This window comes from Streptomyces rimosus (assembly GCF_008704655.1).
Taxonomy (GTDB): domain Bacteria; phylum Actinomycetota; class Actinomycetes; order Streptomycetales; family Streptomycetaceae; genus Streptomyces; species Streptomyces rimosus.
In genome coordinates this window covers 4,580,643-4,599,544 of record NZ_CP023688.1, presented here as the reverse complement: position 1 = coordinate 4,599,544, position 18,902 = coordinate 4,580,643, and the positions used below count along the sequence as shown (strand labels likewise).

Annotated in this window: 20 protein-coding genes; 13 read left to right on the top strand and 7 right to left on the bottom strand. The window is 70.1% G+C overall.

Annotation, left to right across the window (positions count from 1 at the left end; genetic code table 11):
* The first annotated feature begins 2 nt into the window (after positions 1–2).
* The 3 genes from CP984_RS19480 (at position 3) to rplI (ending at position 1,395) form a co-directional block, all read left to right on the top strand.
* A complete protein-coding gene (locus tag CP984_RS19480) occupies positions 3–587 on the top strand; it encodes a single-stranded DNA-binding protein (protein WP_003978892.1) in 585 nt (194 codons plus the stop codon).
* 106 nt (positions 588–693) lie between these two features.
* Entirely contained in the window at positions 694–930 is a 237-nt protein-coding gene (gene rpsR, locus CP984_RS19475) for a 30S ribosomal protein S18 (protein ID WP_003978893.1), read from the top strand.
* Between the two features lie 18 nt (positions 931–948).
* Positions 949–1,395: a 50S ribosomal protein L9 gene (gene rplI / locus CP984_RS19470; RefSeq protein WP_003978894.1), complete on the top strand. Its 447-nt coding sequence runs from the start codon at positions 949–951 to the stop codon at positions 1,393–1,395.
* Positions 1,396–1,466: 71 nt separating this feature from the next.
* On the opposite strand, the gene CP984_RS19465 is transcribed toward rplI, so the two are convergent.
* Together CP984_RS19465 and CP984_RS19460 are read right to left on the bottom strand one after the other, a co-directional pair.
* Entirely contained in the window at positions 1,467–2,345 is an 879-nt protein-coding gene (locus tag CP984_RS19465; RefSeq protein ID WP_030178663.1) for a trypsin-like serine peptidase, read from the bottom strand.
* 39 nt (positions 2,346–2,384) lie between these two features.
* Entirely contained in the window at positions 2,385–3,722 is a 1,338-nt protein-coding gene (locus tag CP984_RS19460) for an MATE family efflux transporter (protein ID WP_003978896.1), read from the bottom strand.
* 465 nt (positions 3,723–4,187) lie between these two features.
* Here CP984_RS19460 and dnaB point away from each other — a divergent pair, with 465 nt between their 5' ends.
* Positions 4,188–5,663 carry a replicative DNA helicase gene (gene dnaB / locus CP984_RS19455; protein WP_030178660.1) on the top strand — a complete coding sequence of 492 codons (1,476 nt, stop codon included), beginning with the start codon at positions 4,188–4,190 and terminating at the stop codon, positions 5,661–5,663.
* Between the two features lie 314 nt (positions 5,664–5,977).
* Here the strand turns inward: dnaB and CP984_RS19450 are convergent, their stop codons facing one another.
* The gene (locus CP984_RS19450) at positions 5,978–7,102 is read right to left on the bottom strand and encodes an FAD-dependent oxidoreductase (RefSeq protein WP_003978898.1); all 1,125 of its coding nucleotides are present in this window, start codon (positions 7,100–7,102) and stop codon (positions 5,978–5,980) included.
* Between the two features lie 95 nt (positions 7,103–7,197).
* Positions 7,198–8,091, bottom strand: a complete 894-nt coding sequence (locus tag CP984_RS19445; protein ID WP_030178658.1) for an NADP-dependent oxidoreductase — start codon at positions 8,089–8,091, stop codon at positions 7,198–7,200.
* 71 nt (positions 8,092–8,162) lie between these two features.
* Between CP984_RS19445 and CP984_RS19440 the strand changes: the two genes are divergently transcribed.
* Positions 8,163–8,732, top strand: a complete 570-nt coding sequence (locus tag CP984_RS19440; RefSeq protein ID WP_003978900.1) for a TetR/AcrR family transcriptional regulator — start codon at positions 8,163–8,165, stop codon at positions 8,730–8,732.
* Between the two features lie 135 nt (positions 8,733–8,867).
* Here CP984_RS19440 and def read toward each other — a convergent pair whose 3' ends face one another.
* Complete coding sequence (def, locus tag CP984_RS19435; RefSeq protein ID WP_003978901.1) at positions 8,868–9,533, bottom strand: peptide deformylase; 666 nt, start codon at positions 9,531–9,533, stop codon at positions 8,868–8,870.
* Between the two features lie 111 nt (positions 9,534–9,644).
* Here def and CP984_RS19430 point away from each other — a divergent pair, with 111 nt between their 5' ends.
* Positions 9,645–10,217 carry a winged helix-turn-helix domain-containing protein gene (locus tag CP984_RS19430; protein WP_030178656.1) on the top strand — a complete coding sequence of 191 codons (573 nt, stop codon included), beginning with the start codon at positions 9,645–9,647 and terminating at the stop codon, positions 10,215–10,217.
* Here CP984_RS19430 and CP984_RS42825 read toward each other — a convergent pair.
* The gene (locus tag CP984_RS42825; RefSeq protein ID WP_003978903.1) at positions 10,109–10,618 is read right to left on the bottom strand and encodes a MerR family transcriptional regulator; all 510 of its coding nucleotides are present in this window, start codon (positions 10,616–10,618) and stop codon (positions 10,109–10,111) included. The genes CP984_RS19430 and CP984_RS42825 overlap by 109 nt on opposite strands.
* 101 nt (positions 10,619–10,719) lie before the next feature.
* Here CP984_RS42825 and CP984_RS19420 point away from each other — a divergent pair, with 101 nt between their 5' ends.
* From CP984_RS19420 to CP984_RS19405, 4 genes are all read left to right on the top strand, one after another.
* On the top strand, positions 10,720–11,526 hold the full coding sequence (locus tag CP984_RS19420; protein ID WP_003978904.1) for an amidohydrolase family protein: 807 nt from the start codon (positions 10,720–10,722) through the stop codon (positions 11,524–11,526).
* A gap of 78 nt (positions 11,527–11,604) precedes the next feature.
* The gene (locus tag CP984_RS19415; protein WP_003978905.1) at positions 11,605–12,036 is read left to right on the top strand and encodes a YunG family protein; all 432 of its coding nucleotides are present in this window, start codon (positions 11,605–11,607) and stop codon (positions 12,034–12,036) included.
* Between the two features lie 34 nt (positions 12,037–12,070).
* Positions 12,071–13,168 carry a DNA polymerase III subunit beta family protein gene (locus tag CP984_RS19410; RefSeq protein ID WP_003978906.1) on the top strand — a complete coding sequence of 366 codons (1,098 nt, stop codon included), beginning with the start codon at positions 12,071–12,073 and terminating at the stop codon, positions 13,166–13,168.
* A 13-nt stretch (positions 13,169–13,181) separates the two neighbouring features.
* Entirely contained in the window at positions 13,182–13,898 is a 717-nt protein-coding gene (locus CP984_RS19405) for a hypothetical protein (protein WP_003978907.1), read from the top strand.
* A gap of 76 nt (positions 13,899–13,974) precedes the next feature.
* Here the strand turns inward: CP984_RS19405 and CP984_RS19400 are convergent, their stop codons facing one another.
* Positions 13,975–14,403: a MerR family transcriptional regulator gene (locus tag CP984_RS19400; protein WP_003978908.1), complete on the bottom strand. Its 429-nt coding sequence runs from the start codon at positions 14,401–14,403 to the stop codon at positions 13,975–13,977.
* 289 nt (positions 14,404–14,692) lie between these two features.
* On the opposite strand from CP984_RS19400, the gene CP984_RS19395 reads away from it, so the two are divergent.
* The 3 genes from CP984_RS19395 (at position 14,693) to CP984_RS19385 (ending at position 18,691) form a co-directional block, all read left to right on the top strand.
* Positions 14,693–16,060, top strand: coding sequence for a serine hydrolase domain-containing protein (locus tag CP984_RS19395; RefSeq protein WP_003978909.1), 1,368 nt, complete (start codon positions 14,693–14,695; stop codon positions 16,058–16,060).
* 206 nt (positions 16,061–16,266) lie between these two features.
* Complete coding sequence (locus tag CP984_RS19390; RefSeq protein WP_003978910.1) at positions 16,267–17,421, top strand: pyridoxal-phosphate-dependent aminotransferase family protein; 1,155 nt, start codon at positions 16,267–16,269, stop codon at positions 17,419–17,421.
* 511 nt (positions 17,422–17,932) lie between these two features.
* Positions 17,933–18,691 (top strand): TetR/AcrR family transcriptional regulator, encoded by a 759-nt coding sequence (locus CP984_RS19385; RefSeq protein ID WP_003978911.1) that lies wholly within the window; start codon positions 17,933–17,935, stop codon positions 18,689–18,691.
* Positions 18,692–18,902 lie beyond the last annotated feature (211 nt).

Sequence of the window (18,902 nt, the reverse complement as noted above, 5' to 3'; positions counted from 1 at the left end):
TAATGGCAGGCGAGACCGTCATCACGGTCGTCGGCAATCTTGTCGACGACCCCGAGCTGCGCTTCACCCCGTCGGGTGCGGCGGTTGCGAAGTTCCGCGTCGCATCCACTCCCCGCACCTTCGACCGCCAGACCAACGAGTGGAAGGACGGCGAGAGCCTGTTCCTGACCTGCTCGGTGTGGCGTCAGGCGGCGGAGAACGTCGCCGAGTCCCTCACGCGGGGCACCCGCGTGATCGTGCAGGGCCGCCTTAAGCAGCGGTCGTACGAGGACCGCGAGGGCGTCAAGCGCACGGTCTACGAGCTCGACGTCGACGAGGTCGGCGCCAGCTTGCGCAACGCCACGGCCAAGGTCACCAAGACCTCGAGCCGCGGTGGCCAGGGCGGCGGCTTCGGCGGTGGTCCGCAGGGCGGTGGCCAGGGTGGCGGCGGCTGGGGCGGCGGCTCCGGCGGCGGCCAGGGCGGCGGTGCTCCCGCCGACGACCCGTGGGCGACCGGTGCCCCTGCAGGCGGCGGCCAGCAGGGTGGCGGCGGCGGTGGCTGGGGCGGTGGCTCCGGCGGCGGCTACTCGGACGAGCCGCCCTTCTAGGTCCGACGACCGGCTCGTACGCACGCTGTTTCACGTGAAACAGCGTGAAACGGCCGGGGGCCTGAGGGCGACAGCACAAACTTCTTGAACTCACTGGAGAGAGACAATGGCGAAGCCGCCTGCTCGCAAGCCTAAGAAGAAGGTTTGCGTGTTCTGCAAGGAGAAGATCTCCTACGTCGACTACAAGGACACGAACCTGCTGCGGAAGTTCATTTCCGACCGCGGCAAGATCCGTGCCCGCCGGGTGACCGGCAACTGCACCCAGCACCAGCGTGACGTCGCCACGGCCGTGAAGAACAGCCGTGAGATGGCGCTGCTGCCCTACACCTCCACCGCGCGATAAGGGAAGGGTGACCGACACATGAAGATCATCCTCACCCACGAGGTCTCCGGCCTCGGCACCGCTGGTGACGTCGTCGACGTCCGTGACGGGTACGCCCGTAACTACCTGGTCCCGCGTGGTTTCGCGATCCGCTGGACCAAGGGCGGCGAGAAGGACGTCGCGCAGATCCGTCGCGGTCGTAAGATCCGCGAGATCGCCACGATCGAGCAGGCCAACGAGGTCAAGGGCCAGCTTGAGGGCGTCAAGGTGAAGCTGGCCGTGCGCGCCGGCGACGCCGGCCGCCTGTTCGGCTCCGTCACCCCGGCCGACGTCGCCTCGGCGATCAAGGCTGCCGGTGGCCCCGACGTGGACAAGCGCCGCGTCGAGCTCGGCTCGCCGATCAAGACCCTGGGCTCGCACCAGGTGTCCGTGCGTCTGCACACCGACGTCGTCGCGAAGCTGGGCGTCGAGGTCGTCGCCGCCTGATCGCAGCGGTCGTAGCACCACGCCGAAAGGGCCGCACTCCGGAAACGGGGTGCGGCCCTTTCGCGTGCCTGTCAGCCCTCGGCCTCGTCCTGGGCCCGCTTGTAGAGGTCGGCGACCTCGTCACCGAAGTACGCGGCGTAGGAGACATCGTCCTCGTCGCCGCCGCCTTCATGGCCGCCCAGTACGCCGATCACCGTGCCCGTGTGGCTCTTGGGGTCATAGTCGGCGAGCCAGGGGCTGCCGCTCGTACCGCCCGCGAAGTCGGTGCACTGGATCCGCATCTGCGTGTCGCTGAACTTCGTCGTGCGGTTGTGGCAGGAGATGGGGGTCTCGCTGCTGGTGGGGTAGCCGGTGATCTTCACATCGTTGTCGAAGCCGGGATCGATGCCGAGGGTGTTGCCGCCGAGCACGTCCTGGATCTGCTTGCCGTCCTTGCTGTCGAGGACGAGGAAGGCGACGTCCATGTCCTCGTCCTGGGACTTGGCCCAGCGGTCGTCGACGACGACCTTCCTGACCTTCCACAGGCCGGTCGGTTCCTTGCCGTCGCGGTAGTCGGGCGCGAAGACCAGATCCTCCACGGGCCGGCCGGTCTCGGTGTCGAAGGCACAGTGCGCCGCGGTGATCAGCATGTTCCGGCCGGGGCTCTGCACGACGCTGGCGGTGCAGAAGTGATCGCCGGTGTCGTCCTTCTCGAAGATCGCGCCCACCCGGGCGTTCTGCTCGGTGCTGCGCGGGGTGTACGCGCTGCCGTCGTCGGCGGGCGCCGTGGCGGACGGATCCTGGTCCTGGGGGTCGTGGTCGGCCTGCCCCGATTTGCCGAATCCGCTCCTGAGGCTGCCGCTGCCGCGGCTGCTGGTGTCGGCTTCCTGCGAGGCGTAGCCCACTATGACGCCTGCCCCGATGACGGTCAGCGTCAGGGGCAGGACGATTTTCCTGGCAAGCGGGCGCACACCGTCATTATCGGCACGGCCGGTTTACTTGGGGTGTCTTCAACGCGAGGCTCCGGTCACAATCCACCGGCCCGACCGGGTACGTGTCCACAATGTCAGCATCCGCACGGTCATCATCAGGGCCATGGCCCACCACAGGGCGGTCAGACCGCCACCGGCGACGGGCACCAGCAGCGCGGCCGGGGCGAAGAGCGCCAGTGTCACCAGCATCGCCCAGGCCAGATACGGGCCGTCGCCGGCGCCCATGAGCACGCCGTCGAGAACGAAGACGATGCCGGAGACCGGTTGGGTGACGGCGACGACCAGGAGCGTGGGCAGCAGCACGTCCTTCACGGCCGGGTCGGTGGTGAACAGCGGCATGAACAGGGGGCGGGTGAGCACCACGAGCAGGCCGAGCACCACGCCGGAGGCGATGCCCCACTGCACCATCCGGCGGCAGGCCGCCTTGGCCCCCGCCACATCGTCGGCGCCCAGGTAGCGGCCGATGATCGCCTGGCCGGCGATGGCGATGGCGTCCAGGGCGAAGGCCAGCAGCTGCCAGAGGGTGATGACGATCTGGTGGGCAGCCACCTCGGCGTCACCGAGGCGGGCGGCGACGGCGGTCGCGATCATCAGGACGGCGCGCAGCGAGAGCGTACGTACCAGGAGGGGCACCCCGGCCTGGGCACAGGCGCGGATGCCGGCGGCGTCCGGCCGGAGCGAGGCGCCGTGCCGGCGCGCACCTCGTACGACGACGAACAGGTACACGGCGGCCATGCCGCACTGGGCGATGACGGTCCCCCAGGCGGAGCCGGCGATGCCGAGCCCGGCACCGTAGACCAGTCCGACGTTCAGGGCGGCGTTGACGGAGAACCCGCCGACGGCGACGTAGAGCGGGGTCCTGGTGTCCTGGAGGCCGCGCAGGACGCCGGTGGCCGCCAGCACCATGAGCATCGCCGGGATGCCGAGGGCGCTGATGCGCAGGTAGGTGATGGCGTACGGAGCGGCGGTGGCGGAGGCGCCGAAGACGTCGACGAGCCAGGGTGCGGTGGGTAGGACGACGGCCAGGACGGCCGCACCCAGCAGGAGCGAGAGCCAGATGCCGTCCACGCCCTGCCGGATGGCGCCGGAACGGTCACCTGCCCCGACCCGCCGGGCGACGGCGGCGGTGGTGGCGTACGCGAGGAAGACGAAGACGGAGACCGCGGTGGTCAGCAGCGGGGCGGCGACGCCGAGCCCGGCGAGTTGCCGGGTGCCGAGGTGCCCGATGACGGCACTGTCGACCATGACGAAGAGGGGCTCCGCGACGAGCGCGCCGAAGGCGGGCAGGGCGAGCGAGACGATCTCGCGGTCGTGGCGGCGGTCGGTGCGCCGCGGCGTCGCGGGGGCCTGTGTCATGCTGCCAATCTAATCTTCCACAGGTAAGCGGCACAACTATCTTGCGATCCTTACTGTGCGCCGGGTGGAGCGTTCTGCTCCGTGGCGTTCGGGTCGATCATGAACAGGTTCCCGAAGTTTTTCTCCCCCACAGCCTATGGATGACAAAGGTGCAGGTCAGGCAGCCTGTGGTCGGCTGATTGTGTGTTTGTCCACAGCGGTGTCCCCCGTGCCGTGCACAGGATCGGCGCACTTCTCCACAGGATCGGGTCCATCGTCCACATGGCCTGTGGATAACCAGATTGGCGGACGGTGCCGTCGGGCCTACCGTAGTCCGGCGCCTGGCCCCTGTTCCGGTCCGAGAACCCGTCCGAACTCGACGCGCCGTAACCGGAGCTGGGCCTCTCGTTTTGTCAGAGCTGTGCCGTAAGAAAGAAGAGCACAGCAAGGTCCGCGCTGCGGACGGGAGGAGGTGTCGGGGTGAGCATGCCCGAGCCCGTGGAGGACCCCTGGGCGGACACCGGCCCCAGCGACCGGCTGCCCGCCGCACGCTCCCGTCGAGGCGAGGGCAAGGGCGGCCGTGGCCGTGACGACCGGCGCGAGCGCGGCGACGAGGAGGGCGGCTGGGCCTCCGGCGGCTTCGAGCGCGTACCGCCGCAGGACCTGGACGCCGAGCAGTCCGTGCTCGGCGGCATGCTGCTGTCCAAGGACGCCATCGCCGACGTCGTCGAGGTCCTCAAGGGGCACGACTTCTACCGTCCGGCCCACGAGCTGATCTATCAGGCGATCCTCGACCTGTACGCGAAGGGTGAGCCGGCCGATCCCATCACGATCGCGGCCGAGCTGACCAAGCGCGGTGAGATCGGGCGGGTCGGCGGCGCGTCGTACCTGCACACCCTGGTCCAGTCCGTACCGACGGCGGCGAACGCCGAGTACTACGCCGAGATCGTTCACGAACGGGCGGTCCTGCGTCGGCTCGTCGAGGCCGGCACGCGCATCACGCAGATGGGATACGCGGCCGACGGCGATGTGGACGAGATCGTCAACGGCGCCCAGGCGGAGATCTACGCCGTCACCGAGCAGCGCACCAGTGAGGACTACCTGCCGCTCGGCGACATCATGGAGGGCGCGCTCGACGAGATCGAGGCGATCGGCTCCCGCCAGGGCCAGATGACCGGCGTGCCGACCGGCTTCACCGATCTGGACTCCCTGACCAACGGCCTCCACCCCGGCCAGATGATCGTCATCGCGGCGCGTCCCGCGATGGGTAAGTCCACCCTGGCGCTCGACTTCGCCCGAGCGTGTTCGATCAAAAGCAATCTGCCGAGCGTCATCTTCTCGCTCGAAATGGGCCGCAACGAGATCGCGATGCGTCTGCTGTCCGCCGAGGCGCGGGTGGCCCTGCACCATATGCGGTCCGGCTCCATGACGGACGAGGACTGGACCCGGCTGGCCCGCCGCATGCCGGACGTGTCGGCCGCGCCGCTCTACATCGACGACTCGCCGAACCTGTCGATGATGGAGATCCGCGCCAAGTGCCGCCGCCTCAAGCAGCGCAACGACCTCAAACTGGTGGTCATCGACTACCTCCAGCTGATGCAGTCCGGCGGTTCCAAGCGCGCCGAGAGCCGCCAGCAGGAGGTCTCGGACATGTCCCGTAACCTCAAGCTGCTGGCCAAGGAGCTGGAGCTGCCGGTCATCGCGCTCTCGCAGCTCAACCGTGGTCCCGAGCAGCGTACGGACAAGAAGCCGATGGTTTCGGACCTGCGTGAGTCCGGTTCGATCGAGCAGGACGCGGACATGGTCATCCTGCTCCACCGTGAGGACGCCTACGAGAAGGAGTCCCCCCGAGCGGGCGAGGCCGACCTGATCGTGGCCAAGCACCGTAACGGCCCGACGGCGACGATCACCGTGGCGTTCCAGGGCCACTACTCGCGGTTTGTGGACATGGCGCAGACCTGATTCAGGTTCTCGAATTCCCTGACGGCGCCTCACCGTTGGTATCGGATGGCAGTCGGAACCGTCGTGGTGTCGAGACGCGCAGGTCGCGTCCGTACCTCGTTCGAGTGGAAATGCTGGGCGGTGGGCGGCGAGCGCGACCGAGCCCACTGCTGTCAGGGCGCGGTGTGACGGTCTTGCCGCGCGCGTGGCCGGTGGCGCGTGAGGCTGTGTCGATGTTGCCCGCGGCGCCCTCCTGATCCACGAAGGGGACGAGGTCGAAAACCTCGTCCCCCATGGCGGTGCCGGCCACCGCCTCTCCCACTTCGTCGTCCTTGTCAGCCGCCCAGCCGTTCCTGGACGGTGAAGAAATTGATCAACTCCTGGGGCGTGGGGTTGTGGGCGACCGCGGCGGCGGCCGCGGCGCTGCGGGGGAACAGTTCCCGCTCGTACTCGGCGAGGGCGGTCTCGATGTCGTCGGGGTGGGCGGCGAGGGCCTTCCCGAGTGCGGCGCCGTCCTCCATGGCCAGGCCGGCGCCTTCGCCGTTGGGCGTCGAGAGGTGGGCGGCGTCGCCGAGCAGGGTCACGCCCGGCACCCGGTCCCAGCGGTGTCCGACCGGCAGGGCGTGGAGCGGGCGCAGGATCGGCGCGGTCCGGCCGGCGGTGATCAGGGCGGTGAGTTCCGGTGCCCAGCCGTCGTACTCCTCCGCGATCCGCGCGGCGGCCGCGGTGGCATCGGTGAAATCGATGGTGGCGAACCAGTCCTGTGGCTTGACCAGGGTGATGTAGGCGTGGAGGGTTCCGCCCTTCTCCCGGTGGGCCACGAGCCAATTCCCGTTCCCGTCCGGGTCGAGCGCGACGAGCGTCCCGTCGCCGACCGCTTTCGCGGTGGCCGGGTGCCGGGAGTCGGCGTCGTGCAGGTAGGTCTCGACGAAGGACCGGCCGACGTATGCGGGTGTGGCGTCGGAGAGCAACGGCCGGACGCGCGACCACGCGCCGTCCGCGCCGACCAGCACGTTCGTGGCGACGGTGGTGCCGTCTGCGAAGGCCACCTCGTGGCGTCCCTCGGTGAGGGCGCGGACGCCGGTGACCCGGTGGCCCCATCGGACGGTGCCGTCGGGGAGCGCGTTCAGCAGCATCTGTCGCAGCTCGCCGCGCTGTACCTCGGGGCTTGTGCCCGTGCCGTCGTCGGCCTTTTCGAACAGGACGGTTCCGTTCCGGTCGAGGAGCCGTATCGCTTGGCGGCCCTCCAGGATGAGGCCGCGGAACTCGTCCATCAGGCCGGCCGCCTGGAGGGCGGGCTGGCCGTTGCGGTCGTGGATGTCGAGCATCCCGCCCTGCGAGCGCGACGTCGGGGAGGAATCCGCCTCGTAGACCGTGACCGGGATGCCGTGGAGGTGCAGGACGCGGGCCAGGACGAGGCCGCCGAGGCCGGCTCCGATGATCGTGACAGGAGTGTGCATGGGGCTCCTTGGGTGTGGCACGCCTGCCGGGTGGGCCGGCAGGCGTGCTGGAAGGAAGGCAGCTTGCCGGGCCGTGGGACCGGGCGGGGTACGGCTCAGACGACGATGACCCGGCGCCCGCGCGAGTGGCCGGCCCGGCTGTCGATGTGTGCTGCCGCGGCCTCGGCGAGCGGGTACGACTTCTCGACCGGGATGTGGAGCTTGCCGCGCGAGATGAGGTCGACGGCCTCGGCGAGGGCCTGCGGCACGTTCCCGGTGACGCCGGAGAACCGGACACCGAGCTGCGGTGCGCCGAGATCGGCGATGGAGACCACCTTCTGCGGGTCCCCGGTCAGTTCGATCAGTTCGCGGATGACGCCCGAGCCGGCCAGGTCGAGCGCCGCGTCGACCCGGCCGAGTTCCCGTACCCGCTCGACCCAGCCCTCGCCGTACGTCGTGGCGAGGGCGCCCAGGCATCGCAGGTAGTCCTGGTTCGCGGCCCCGGCGGTGCCGATCACCTTGATGCCGCGGTCGCGGGCGATCTGCAGCACCGCCGACCCGACTCCCCCGGACGCGCCGCTGACCAGCAGCGTCTGCCCGGACTGCACACCGACCTGGCGGATGATGCGCAGCGCGGTCTCCACGACGGAGGGGTACCCGGCCGCCTCTTCGAAGGTCAGGTTCTCGGGCATACGGGCCCAGGCCGACAGCACGGCGAATTCGGCATAGGTGTCCGAGCCCCGCCCGAACACGGGGTCACCGGCCTCGACCCCTTCGACGCCCTCGCCGACCTCGTCCACCACCCCGGCGGCGTCCTGCCCGACTCCGGCGGGCAACGCGATCGGGCGGGTCTTCTGGAACTGGCCTTCACGGATCCGCCAGTCGATGGGGTTCACGCCCGCCACCCGCACGGCGATACGTATCTGCCCGGGCCCCGCATGGGGCTCCTCGGCGTCTTCGAGGCGGAGGACATCGGGACCGCCGAACTCGGCGAAGCTCACTCTCTTCATGCGGCCGACCGTAACACTAACGGTTAGCGTTTTGAAACGGCTACCGCTTTGGATTTGGTAGTGTCAGCGGCATGACCGTGCCGACCGGACGCCGTGAGCGCAAGAAGGCCGCGACCCGTCAGAAGATCGCCGACACCGCTCTGCGGCTCTTCCTGGAACGCGGGTACGACGCGGTGGGCATCCGTGATGTGGCCGCCGAGGCCGACGTGGCCGTCACCACGCTCTTCTCGCATTTCGCCTCGAAAGAGGCTTTGGTGTTCGAGCAGGACGACAACTTCGAACAACGTCTGACGCAGGCGGTCACCGACCGGGCACCGCACGAACCGCTCATCCCCGCACTGCGCCGCGAGATCCTGGCCATGGTCCGGCACTGCACGGCGGACGGTTCCGCGCCGATCTACCGCATGATCGACGAGTCGCGTGCCCTGCGGGAGTACGAGGAGTCGATGCGGCTGCGCCACGCGGAGTCGCTGGCCACGGCCATCGCCGCCGATCCCGGCCTGCCGCAGACCGCGACGGCCTGCCGGACGATCGCGAGGTTCGTGATCGACGCCTATGCGCTGGCCCGCGAGGCGGCCGACCCGCAGGCCGCGGTGGACGAGATCTTCCGGATGATCGAGGCGGCCTGGGAAGCCGCCTGACCTGCTGCGAGCGGTCGTCAAGGGCGAGGTTGGCCGTGGCCGGAGGCGTGTGAAAGGCGACGCCGGCCGCTTCCGAAGACGAGCCGCTCGAACTCGTTGTGGGCCTACGGCGCGATGACGATCACTCTGTGAACGTCACCCGCGAGTCAGACGGGCGGCCTTCCGCTCGCGTCGCGCGAAGACCTCTTCGCGACGGTCTGCCATCTGCCGCAGCGCTTCCTTGCGGTCCCGCTTGGACAGCCGGTCGAGATACGTGTGGCCGAGAAGGTGGTCGGTCTCGTGCTGCAGGCACCGCGCGAAGTAACCCGTGCCCTCGATGACGAGGGGGTTGCCGTCCTTGTCGAGACCGCGGACGACGGCACGGTCCGTACGGGGGACCGTCATGGTGGCACCGGGCACGGACAGGCAGCCCTCGGATGCGTCGATGAGCCGACGGCTTCCGGGTTCGGGTACGTCCAGGACCGGGTTGCCGATGTGGCCGACGTGGCGGATGCCGTCGTCGTCCGGGCAGTCGTACACGAACAGCCGCAGGTCGACACCGACCTGATTGGCGGCCAGGCCGGCGCCGTCGGCCACATGCATCGTCAGGAACATGTCGTCTATGAGCGTGGACAACTCGGCGGAGCCGAAGTCGGTCACTTCCTGACACGGACGGCTCAGAACGTCCTCACCGACCTCCGTGACCCGACGCACCGTGCCCCGCTCCGCCTCCGGGGACAGGGCGGGATAGGAGTCGACGGGCCGGCCCTGCACACGGACCCGCCGATCAGCGGTACGGGTGATCTCGTGACGAACAGACATCGCTGTCTCCCCCTTCTGCGCACGTCACAGGTGCCGCGGCCGTCACCGTGGCTGCTGTCTCCAGGCAAGGAGTGCTTGCGCGGCGCTTTGCAAAGTAGCAGAGTTTGCAAAGTGACTGACGATGATCTCACCGCACGCCCTGGCCGGACGCGGCCTGCCGACGCCGCGCTGCCCGAGCACGAGGTCCGTACGGCATTGCTGGAACTGCTGGCGGAAGTCGGCACCGTAACGGCGACCGAAGCCGCGGCACGGCTGGGCTACAGCTCCGGTCTCTGCTCGTTTCACCTTCGGCAACTCGCACGCCACGGCCTCATCGAGGAAGCCCCGCACCGCGGGGGTCGCGCACGCCCATGGCGCCTGACGCGGCGCGACTCCGCCCCCGGTACGTCCGAGGAGGAAGCGTTCGGGAACCTGGCTCGCGGCCTGGAGGACGAGAGCTGGCAGCGGTGGCTCACCCAACGCGACCGAGCACCGGCCGAATGGCGCCACGACGAAGCCTTCAGCGCCGTCGCCTACCTGACGCCCGAAGAGATGCGCCGGGTCGCCGATGCCGTCCGACGGGCACTCGCCCCGTATCAGGACCGCGAGCAGCGCCCGCTGGCCCGGCCGGACGGTGCCCGGCCGGTGGCGCTCATCACCCGGTTGTTTCCGTTGCTTTCGGAGGGGGCGGGTGAGGGGGAGTGAGGAGTACCCGTACGTGATGCAGGCGGCTCGCCGTCCGTGGGCATCGCCGCCTGTCGCGCCGTTGTCTCGTCGATGGTCTCGCGCAGCGCCTGACGGGCAGCGGCGAGGGCGGTGAATTGACGGTCGAGAGCGCGTAGTTGGTCGTGGAGAGCGTCGAGCACCCCGGGGCAGGGGTGTACGGCGGCGGTGCCGGTCGTGCAGGGCAGTACCTGGCGGATGATGCGGGTGGGGAGCCCGGCGGCGAGGAGCGCGCGGACGCGCTGTACGGCGGCGACGTCGGATTCGGCGTAGTCCCGGTAGCCATTGGCCAGACGCTCGGGGCGCAGTAGGCCCGCCCGCTCGTAGTAGCGCAGCAGCCGTTCGCTGGTCCCGGACCGCTCGGCCAACTCCCCGATCAGCACGGCCCGTCCCCCTCGCTTGACCTTCCCACCGTGTCAGGGATCAACACTGACCGCGCCGGCCCGCATTCCGCGGGCGGCTCGTACCACCGGAAGGCGCCCGCGTGATCATCGACGGCCACAGCCATGTCCACGACCCGCTCGACATCCACCTGTCCGCGTTGGACGACGCGGGGGTGGACCGTACGGTCCTCTTCCCCACTCGTCCGCATCCCGAACGAGCGACGGACCTCGTGTCCCTCCGCCATGAGATGAGCGTGCTGGACCGGGCGTTGGCCGGGGGATCCGCCGGCGGATCGGAGGCGGCTGGAGACGACGGATACGTCAAGGCGTGGCAGGAACTGGACGCGGCACTGGCTGCTCAGCCGACGCGCTTCCTGGGCTTCGGGTCCGTTCCCTTGGGGCGTACTGCTGACGAGACCGCGGCCTGGGTGGAACGTGAGGTGATGGGCCGAGGGCTGTACGGCATCGGTGAGCTCACCCCGCCGCCGGGCCAGGCGGCGCTGGTGGAACCGGTGCTTCGAGCGGCGGCCGACCACCACGGGCTTCCGGTCGTTGTGCACGGGTACGCCCCCACGAGCGCGGCGGACCTGAGCACCCTGGCCGGCCTGGGCGCCCGCTACCCGAAGGTGCCGTTGGTGATCAGCCAACTGGGCGGGAGCAACTGGATGCGGGTGATCGAACTCGCCCAGGCCACGCCCAGCATCTACCTGGAGCTCTCCACAGCCCACCTGATCTTCGCGGTCCGCTTCGCGATCCGCGAACTGCCCACCCGGGCCCTCTTCGGCTCGGATGCTCCCTACGGTGACCCGGTCGTCGCCCGAACGACGGTGGAACGGGTCACGCTGCCCGGGGAGATCCGCGAGCGGGTGCTGGGTGGGAATCTGGCCGAGTTGCTGGGGCTGTCGTGATCGGTGGGCCGCCTTCCCACTGCGGTGGTCGACCGACGTACCGCCCGATTGTCAGTGGCCCCCGTCAGACTGCGCGGCATGATTCCTTTGACCCTGACCGGCATCACCGAAGCGCTGCGCGCGAGTTGGGCCGCCGATACGTGCTCCCCCGACGACCTGGCCCGGGGCGGCTGGACCAGTGACAACCCGTCCATGGGGCATTGCGACATCACCGCGCTCGTCGTGCACGACTTCTTCGGCGGTGAACTCATGGTCGGTGAGGTGCACCTCGACGGGGACCAGCAGGGTCACCACTGGTGGAACCGGTTCCCCAGCGGCATCGAGGTCGACCTCACCCGGGAGCAGTTCCGGCTTGGGCAGGTGGTGGCCGAGGGCCGGGCCGTGCAACGCCCGCAGGCCGGCCGGCTCCGCGCTGGGATGAGTACGAGCTGTTGCGTGACCGGGACCGGAGCAGGCTCGGCGGATATCCCGGCAGGTGATCGAGGGGCGCTGACCCGTCGGCGGCTTTGACCTTCAGGTTGCTCGAAGCTCGACAATCGCGTGCATGGACGAGAGCGAGGAACTGCTGGGCATCGGGGCGTTCGCGCGGCGGGTGGGGCTGACTCCCAGCGCACTGCGTTTCTACGACGACTGCGGTGTCCTGCGGCCCGCCAGGGTCGATCCGGCGAGCGGGTACCGGTTTTATGGGGCCGGGCAGGACGGCCGGGGCGTGCTTCTGCGTCGGCTGCGTGAGGCGGGGCTGCCACTGGCGGACGTCAGGGTCGTGCTCGACGGTGGTGAAGCGGAAGCCCGTACGGTGCTCCGCGCGCACCTGGAGCGGACGCGACGGACGGCGGACACCGCGCGGGCGCTGGTGGAAGGGCTACTCCGTGATCTTCCGATGAAAGCACCGGAGCAGCCCCTGGGGCGGGCCGTCGTCGGGGGCGCGGAGCTGGCCAGTGCGGTACGGCAGGTGGGGCCCGCGGTGGCGGACGCCGGGACGCGTGCGGAGTTCCCCGTCCTCGGGTGTGTGCTGATCGAAGTCGATGACGAGGAACTCCGGCTGGTCGCCACCGATCGGTATCGGCTCGCGGTCCGCGTGCTCCGGGCCAGGACGGCGGGCGGGGGCCCGTGCCGGGTGCTCGTCGACGCCGCGGAGCTGGCGGACCTGGCGACCTGGGCGTTGCGGCAGCAGTACGTCGATGTCGAGGTGTACGGCGATGGTGGGTGCCTGGTCGGGGAGGACGGGGAGCGGCGTGCGTTCGTAGGGAGGACGGCGGAGTACCCCGACTACCGGCTGGTGCTGGAGGGGCTGGACGACGTACGGCATCGGGTCATCGTGGGCCGGGCGGTGCTGCGTGCGGCGTTCGCCGAGCGGGAGAAGGGCGCTGCGCTCACCACGCGGCCCGGAGCGCAGGAGGCGGTCATCAGCGGGGGCGGCGGCAGCCTGGTCACGGTGAGCGCGGTGTGTACGGGCCCGACTCTGCGGGTGGCCTTCGACCCGGCGGTGCTCGTACCTGCTCTGGACGCGGGCGTGGGCCCCGACGTGTTGCTGGAAATCGCTTCCGGGACGGCCCCGGTTGTCGTGCGCTCCGCTGATCAAGGCAGCTTCACCACCTTGGTGATGCCGGTGCGGGAGCGTGTTTCACGTGAAACGGAGTGAGGGGAGAGAGGTCGTGGACCCGGACAACCACGTGGTGCGGCTATGCGTACGGGGCATGGGCGCCGAGGCACGGGGCGAGGAGGACGAGGCGCGACGGCTTTTTCTGCGGGCCTGGGAGGACGCGTCCGACGACTACGAAGCCTGCGTAGCCGCCCATTACGTGGCCCGACACCAGGCCACGCCGGAGGACACGCTGCGATGGAACCAGGAGTGCCTGGACCGCGCCGACCGGGTGGGCGACGAGCGCGTACGCGGCTTCTACGCGTCCCTGTACGTGAACATGGGCCGCGCGCACCGCGAGCTGGGCGATATGGCCAGGGCACACGCGTACTTCGTGCGGGCTGCCGAGCGGGTGCGGGACCTTCCCGAAGGGGAGTACGGGGTGTGGAACCGGTTCGCGATCGCGGAGGGGCTGCGGGAGACGGCTGGTCCGTCGGCGGCCGGTGATGCGTCCGGGTGCCGGGAGGGGACAGAGCCGGTGAGCGAGTCGCCGACCGGCTTGCTGTCCGGCCTGCTGGCCAGGCTGTGTGCACGGAACGAGCTGAAGGCGCTGGGGTTGATCCTTCCCGCGTATCTGGGCGACCTGGGGACCGAAGAGGACCGGGTACGGCTCCGCTCGGCGCTGCACATGGTGCATGCGGCGCGGTGGCTCCCGGCGGACGAACAAGCCGTTTTGGGAACGGCCATCGCGGCGTTGGCGGAGGAGGACAGGATGTCGGTGGCCGGATGAGGCGTGCTGGGGCGTGGGGTGCCTGGCTCTGCATGAGGCCGGGCCCGGCCACGGGGCCGGAGCCGGTAGGGCGGGATCAGACATCGGGTGATGACAGCTCGCACCGCGGGTGGGGGCCGCCGGGCTGAGCGGAGGCGTTGGCCAACTCGCCGAGGGCCTGTTCGGCGCGGGACAACTGGTCGCCGACCTGCTCCCGTACGTCCTGGAGCCGGGCGATACAGGCGTCCAGCTCGGCGATCTTGCGGCGGTACACCTGGAGCAAAGCGGGACAGGAATCCCCGGCCGGGTGACCGGCGCGCAGGCACTCCACGAAGGGCCGGGTCTCCTCCAGCTCGAAGCCGAAGCGTTGCAGCATGCGGATCTGCTGGAGAAGCCGCAGGTCGGATTCGCTGTAGGTGCGGTGGCCGTTCGGCGTACGTTCGGCGTGCAACAGGCCGCGCGCTTCGTAGTACCGCAGGGTTCGGGTAGTTGTCCCGGCCCGCTCGGCGAGTTCTCCGATCCGCATTTCCCTCCCCCGTCCGGCCCGGTCCGGTGCCGGCCGGGCTCGTCATGCCGAAGACCGTAGTGCTTGAAGGCGCTGATCACGAGAGCGGGCTCCGGCCGGCTCTGCTCGGAATTCCGGGACGGTTCCGGCGGGGAGGGTGATGGGATGGGCTCGTTCTATGCCCGTGATCGTTGATGAGCTGTCGAGGAGTGCCATGAGCGCGGAATCGCCCCACATGGCCCAGGGGTTGGTGTCGTCCGAAGCGGCGAGTGGTTCGGGGAAGCGTGGTGCGGAGCAATTCGGAGAGTTGTTGCCGGAGACGCGGCGGGCGCTGTTCCGGCGCCTGGCCGTCGGCCAGGCGGAGGGGCGCGCGCCGTCGATGACGGGGGCGGTCGTACGGGGCGGGCAGATGGCGTGGACAGGGGCCCGCGACAGTTCCGCTTCTGACGGCGCCGGTGAAGTGGACGTTCAGTACCGGATCGGGTCGATCACCAAGACGTTCGTCGCCGTGCTGGTGATGCGGCTGCGCGACGAAGGGCTGCTGACGCTGGAAGACCGGCTCGGCGAGCACCTGTCCGGCAGCCCGGACCCCGATGTGACGATCGCCCAGCTGCTTTCGCACAGCTCCGGGCTGGCGGCGGAAGCGCGGGGCCCGTGGTGGGAACGGACGCCCGGCTCGTTGCGGCAGAGGCCCGGTGACCTCTTCGGAGAGAATCCCCGTCGGCTGCCCGCCGGGCGGCGCTTCCACTACTCCAATCCGGCATACGCCCTGCTGGGCTCGCTCGTCGAGCAGAAGCGGGGCGGACAGCCCTGGGGCGAGGTACTGCGCCGTGAGGTGCTGGAGCCACTGGGCATGCGCCGTACGTCCCTCCTCCCACAGGCCCCGTACGCCGACGGCTGGGCGGTGCACCCGTGGGCGGACGTACTGCTGCCGGAGCCCGCCGAGGACACCGGGCTGATGGGCCCGGCCGGACAGCTGTGGTCCACGGTGGAGGACCTGGGACGGTGGGCGGCATTTCTGACGCACGGGGACAGCCGGGTGCTCGGCGCCGCGACCCTGGCCGAGATGCGCACGCCGGCCGTACCGCCCGAGGGCATGGAGTGGGACGACGGCTTCGGGCTCGGCATCCAGCTCGCACGGCGCAACGGCCGCCTGCTGTTCGGCCACTCCGGCTCGATGCCCGGCTTCCTGGCCTCCCTCTGGATCGACGCGGCGGAGGACGTTGCCGGTATCGCTCTGACGAACTGCACGTCGGGGCCCGCGATCAGCGCCATCGCGGCGGACCTCGCCGGGATCGTCGCGGATCGGGAGCCGCGGATCCCCGAGCCGTGGCGTCCGCTGGCCGGGCCGCTGGACGACGACCTGCTGGCCCTCACCGGGCCCTGGTACTGGGGTGCGCACCCGTACGTGCTGCGGCTGCGGGCCGACCGGGGCCTGGAGATCTCGCTGATGTCGGGGCCGGGCGGACGTGCCTCGCGGTTCCGTGCGGAGTCCGACGGTACGTGGACCGGGCTCGACGGCTACTTCGCGGGCGAGACGCTGCGTGTCGTGCGGGACGAAGCCGACGGCTCGGTGAGCCACCTGGACCTGGGCACCTTCGTCTTCACCCGGGGCCCGTACGCGCCTGCCGGACCGGTACCGGGTGGCGTGGACGCCGAGGGGTGGCGCGGACGCTGACGGCTGCGCCGGGCCCGCCCCTGGTGAGCCGTCACGGCGGGGTGGCCTGACAGGAGTGAGAAGCAGGCCCGACAGGAGGAAAGAGCGTCTGCAGGCCGTAAGGGCGGTGATCAAGCCCGTACGGCAAGGGCGACCGCCCCGGACGTACAGTCGAGCCATATATCAGGAGCCGCCGCACCGCGGCCCGCTACCGCTGGAAGGCCACCGTGACTGACACGACCGCCGTGAACACGACCTCCGACGCCCCGGACCTGCTCGACCTGCCGCCGCTCACCGCCGGACACTTCGCGCGGATCGAGGACAAGGTCGCGGCACTGATGCGGACCCGCGCCGATGTGGTGGCCACGCAGGGCGAGGCCCTGCTACCCCTGGAAGCGTGCATCCGTTCCGCCGTCGGCCCCGGCAGCACCGCGCTCAACATCGTGACCGGCCCGTATGGCGAGACCTTCGGCGGGTGGCTGCGGTCCTGCGGTGCAGAGGTCGTCACGATCAGTGCGCCGTTCACGGGTGCCGTACGCCCGGAGCAGGTGGCCGAGGCGCTGCGCGAACATCCAGCCATCGACTTCGTGAGCCTGGTGCACGCCGAGGCGGCGACCGGCAACACCAACCCCGTCGCCGAGATCGGCGCCGTCGTACGGGAGCACGGCGCGTTGCTGATGCTGGACGCGGTCGCCTCGGTGGGCGCCGAACCGCTGCTCACCGATGAGTGGGGCGTGGACCTCTGTGTGATCGGCGGGCAGAAGGCCCTGGCCGGCCCGGCCGGTGTGTCCGCCGTATCCGTGAGCGCCCGTGCCTGGGAGCGCATCGCAGCCAATGAGCAGGCACCCCGCCGCTCCTACCTGTCCCTTCTGGACTGGAAGGAGCGCTGGATCGACGGGGGCCGCACCGCGCTGCCGCACGCGCCGGCGCAGCTGGAGATGCTGGCTCTGGAGCAGGCCGTGGACCGTGTCGACGCGGAAGGGCTCGACGCGGCCATCACCAGGCACCGGGCGGCTGCCGCGGCCGTACGGTCCGGTGTACGGGCGCTCGGCGCGCTGTCCCCGTACGTTCTCCGGGACGAGGACGCGGCGCCGGTGGCCACGACGCTGCGCGCACCCTCCGACACGGACGCCCGTGAGATCGTCGCCGCTGCGCTCGACGCGGCCGATGGCCCGGTCGCAGTGCCTGTGCAGGCCGCCGCGGGCGCCCTCGCCAAGGAAATGATCCGCGTCAACCACTACGGCAGGGCCGCGGAGCGGGGCGTGGTGCTGGCGTCCCTCGCGGCGCTGGCTGCGGGACTGCGCGTGCTCGGCGTGACGGTGGATGGCGACGGGGCGGCCGCGGCGGCCGGTGCGGCGTGGGACGAGGTCATGGCCGGCTGAGGCTCGGATCGAGGTTCCCGGCTAGCGCCGGGAGCCGGAGCGCGCGAGAGCGCGTCAGGGGTGCCGTTTCACGTGAAACGGCACCCCTTGTTTCTTTGGTGCTCGGCCGCGTTTCACGTGAAACAGCGCTGCAGTGACCGCCCAATACTCAAAATGCGTGCGCAGGTGCGGAGTTGGGCGCCATGGGTGGGCGGGCGCGTAGGCGAGTAGGCGCACGTCGGCGGGCTGTGTCGCGTCCGCATCTCCGGGGGCGCGGCGGGCCTCCTCCGTTTGGTCGTACTCCGGTGGCGGTTCGGCGGTGCCGGGGTCAGGCTGGGCGCTGAGCAGCCCCTGAGTGCGTTCTGCATGCCCTCGGAGGGGCCGCTGACACGGATGCGAGTCGGGTTGGCCACCTGCAACGGAAGCCCTTTATGGATCATGGTTTGAGGCTGCCATAGAATCGGAACGATCAACCCGGTTGAACGTACGGAACGCTCGACCCGGCAATCACTGGTTCCGAGGAGGCTCAGCGGTGGCGAGCGAGGAGCTCGCGCCTGCGCGGGCGGACGCGCGGCGCAACAGGGCGCTGGTCCTGCAAGCGGCCCGATCGGCCTTCGAGGAACAGGGGTTGGGGGTGCCGCTCGGGGAGATCGCGCGGCGGGCCGGCGTCGGCGCGGGTACCGTCTACCGCCATTTCCCTTCGAAAGACGCCCTGTTCAGGGCGACGGTCGCCGACCGGGTGCAGCTGTTCACAGACACTGCACGGGACTTGGCGCATGTCGAAGACCCGGTGGGTGTCTTCTTTCGATTCCTCGCATCGGTGGTACGCGTTGCCTCGCGGAACAAGGCGCTGTGCGACGCGCTGGAGGCTGCCGGCGAGGGCGCGTATGAGCCTTCACCGCAGGCTGCGCGGGACTTCGGAGAAGCGCTGGAGGTCTTGCTCGTACGGGCCCAAGAGGCAGGCGGCGTAAGGAAAGACGTCGGTCTCGACGATGTCTGGGAGCTGCTGGTCGGCTGCCTGTCGATGGAACAGCGTCGTGCTGCGTCGGGGGCGCCGCAGGGCCGCATGACGGCCTTGATGTGCGATGGGCTCCGCGAGCGTAAGGGCGTGACGAAACTGCCTCGACAGGCGCCGGGTCGTAACGAAACGCTGTGCGAGGTGTGTGAAGGGCCGGTTCCCCTGGCTCGTACGGGACGTCCTGCCAGGTACTGCGGTGGAGCATGTCGGCAGAAGGCGCACCGGGTTAGAGCCCGTGCACGTACGCGTGAGGGAAGCGGTCGGAGCGGCTGACGGGCAGCTGAAGCGCCCAAGAGCCGGGCCTCAGGGCCGGGACATCTCCGGCGAGTGCGAAGGGTCGAGCCCAGGCAACCGCCGGGTGATCAACGCACCCGTCGGGAGATCAGCAGGCACCCGACGCGTGCCGGACAACGCTCAAGAAGTGCCCGAAGGCGTGCCCGCCGGTACGGCAGGAGCGCCGACCGGCGGCAGTTCCGGACACGGC

Excerpts from the sequence above, each read along its gene's own strand:
- CP984_RS19480 (WP_003978892.1), top strand. The coding sequence starts at position 3 with ATGGCAGGCGAGACCGTCATCACGGTCGTCGGCAATCTTGTCGACGAC.
- rpsR (WP_003978893.1), top strand. The coding sequence starts at position 694 with ATGGCGAAGCCGCCTGCTCGCAAGCCTAAGAAGAAGGTTTGCGTGTTC.
- rplI (WP_003978894.1), top strand. The coding sequence starts at position 949 with ATGAAGATCATCCTCACCCACGAGGTCTCCGGCCTCGGCACCGCTGGT.
- CP984_RS19460 (WP_003978896.1), bottom strand. The coding sequence starts at position 3,722 with ATGACACAGGCCCCCGCGACGCCGCGGCGCACCGACCGCCGCCACGAC.
- dnaB (WP_030178660.1), top strand. The coding sequence starts at position 4,188 with ATGCCCGAGCCCGTGGAGGACCCCTGGGCGGACACCGGCCCCAGCGAC.
- CP984_RS19450 (WP_003978898.1), bottom strand. The coding sequence starts at position 7,102 with ATGCACACTCCTGTCACGATCATCGGAGCCGGCCTCGGCGGCCTCGTC.
- CP984_RS19445 (WP_030178658.1), bottom strand. The coding sequence starts at position 8,091 with ATGAAGAGAGTGAGCTTCGCCGAGTTCGGCGGTCCCGATGTCCTCCGC.
- CP984_RS19440 (WP_003978900.1), top strand. The coding sequence starts at position 8,163 with ATGACCGTGCCGACCGGACGCCGTGAGCGCAAGAAGGCCGCGACCCGT.
- def (WP_003978901.1), bottom strand. The coding sequence starts at position 9,533 with ATGTCTGTTCGTCACGAGATCACCCGTACCGCTGATCGGCGGGTCCGT.
- CP984_RS19415 (WP_003978905.1), top strand. The coding sequence starts at position 11,605 with ATGATTCCTTTGACCCTGACCGGCATCACCGAAGCGCTGCGCGCGAGT.
- CP984_RS19410 (WP_003978906.1), top strand. The coding sequence starts at position 12,071 with ATGGACGAGAGCGAGGAACTGCTGGGCATCGGGGCGTTCGCGCGGCGG.
- CP984_RS19400 (WP_003978908.1), bottom strand. The coding sequence starts at position 14,403 with ATGCGGATCGGAGAACTCGCCGAGCGGGCCGGGACAACTACCCGAACC.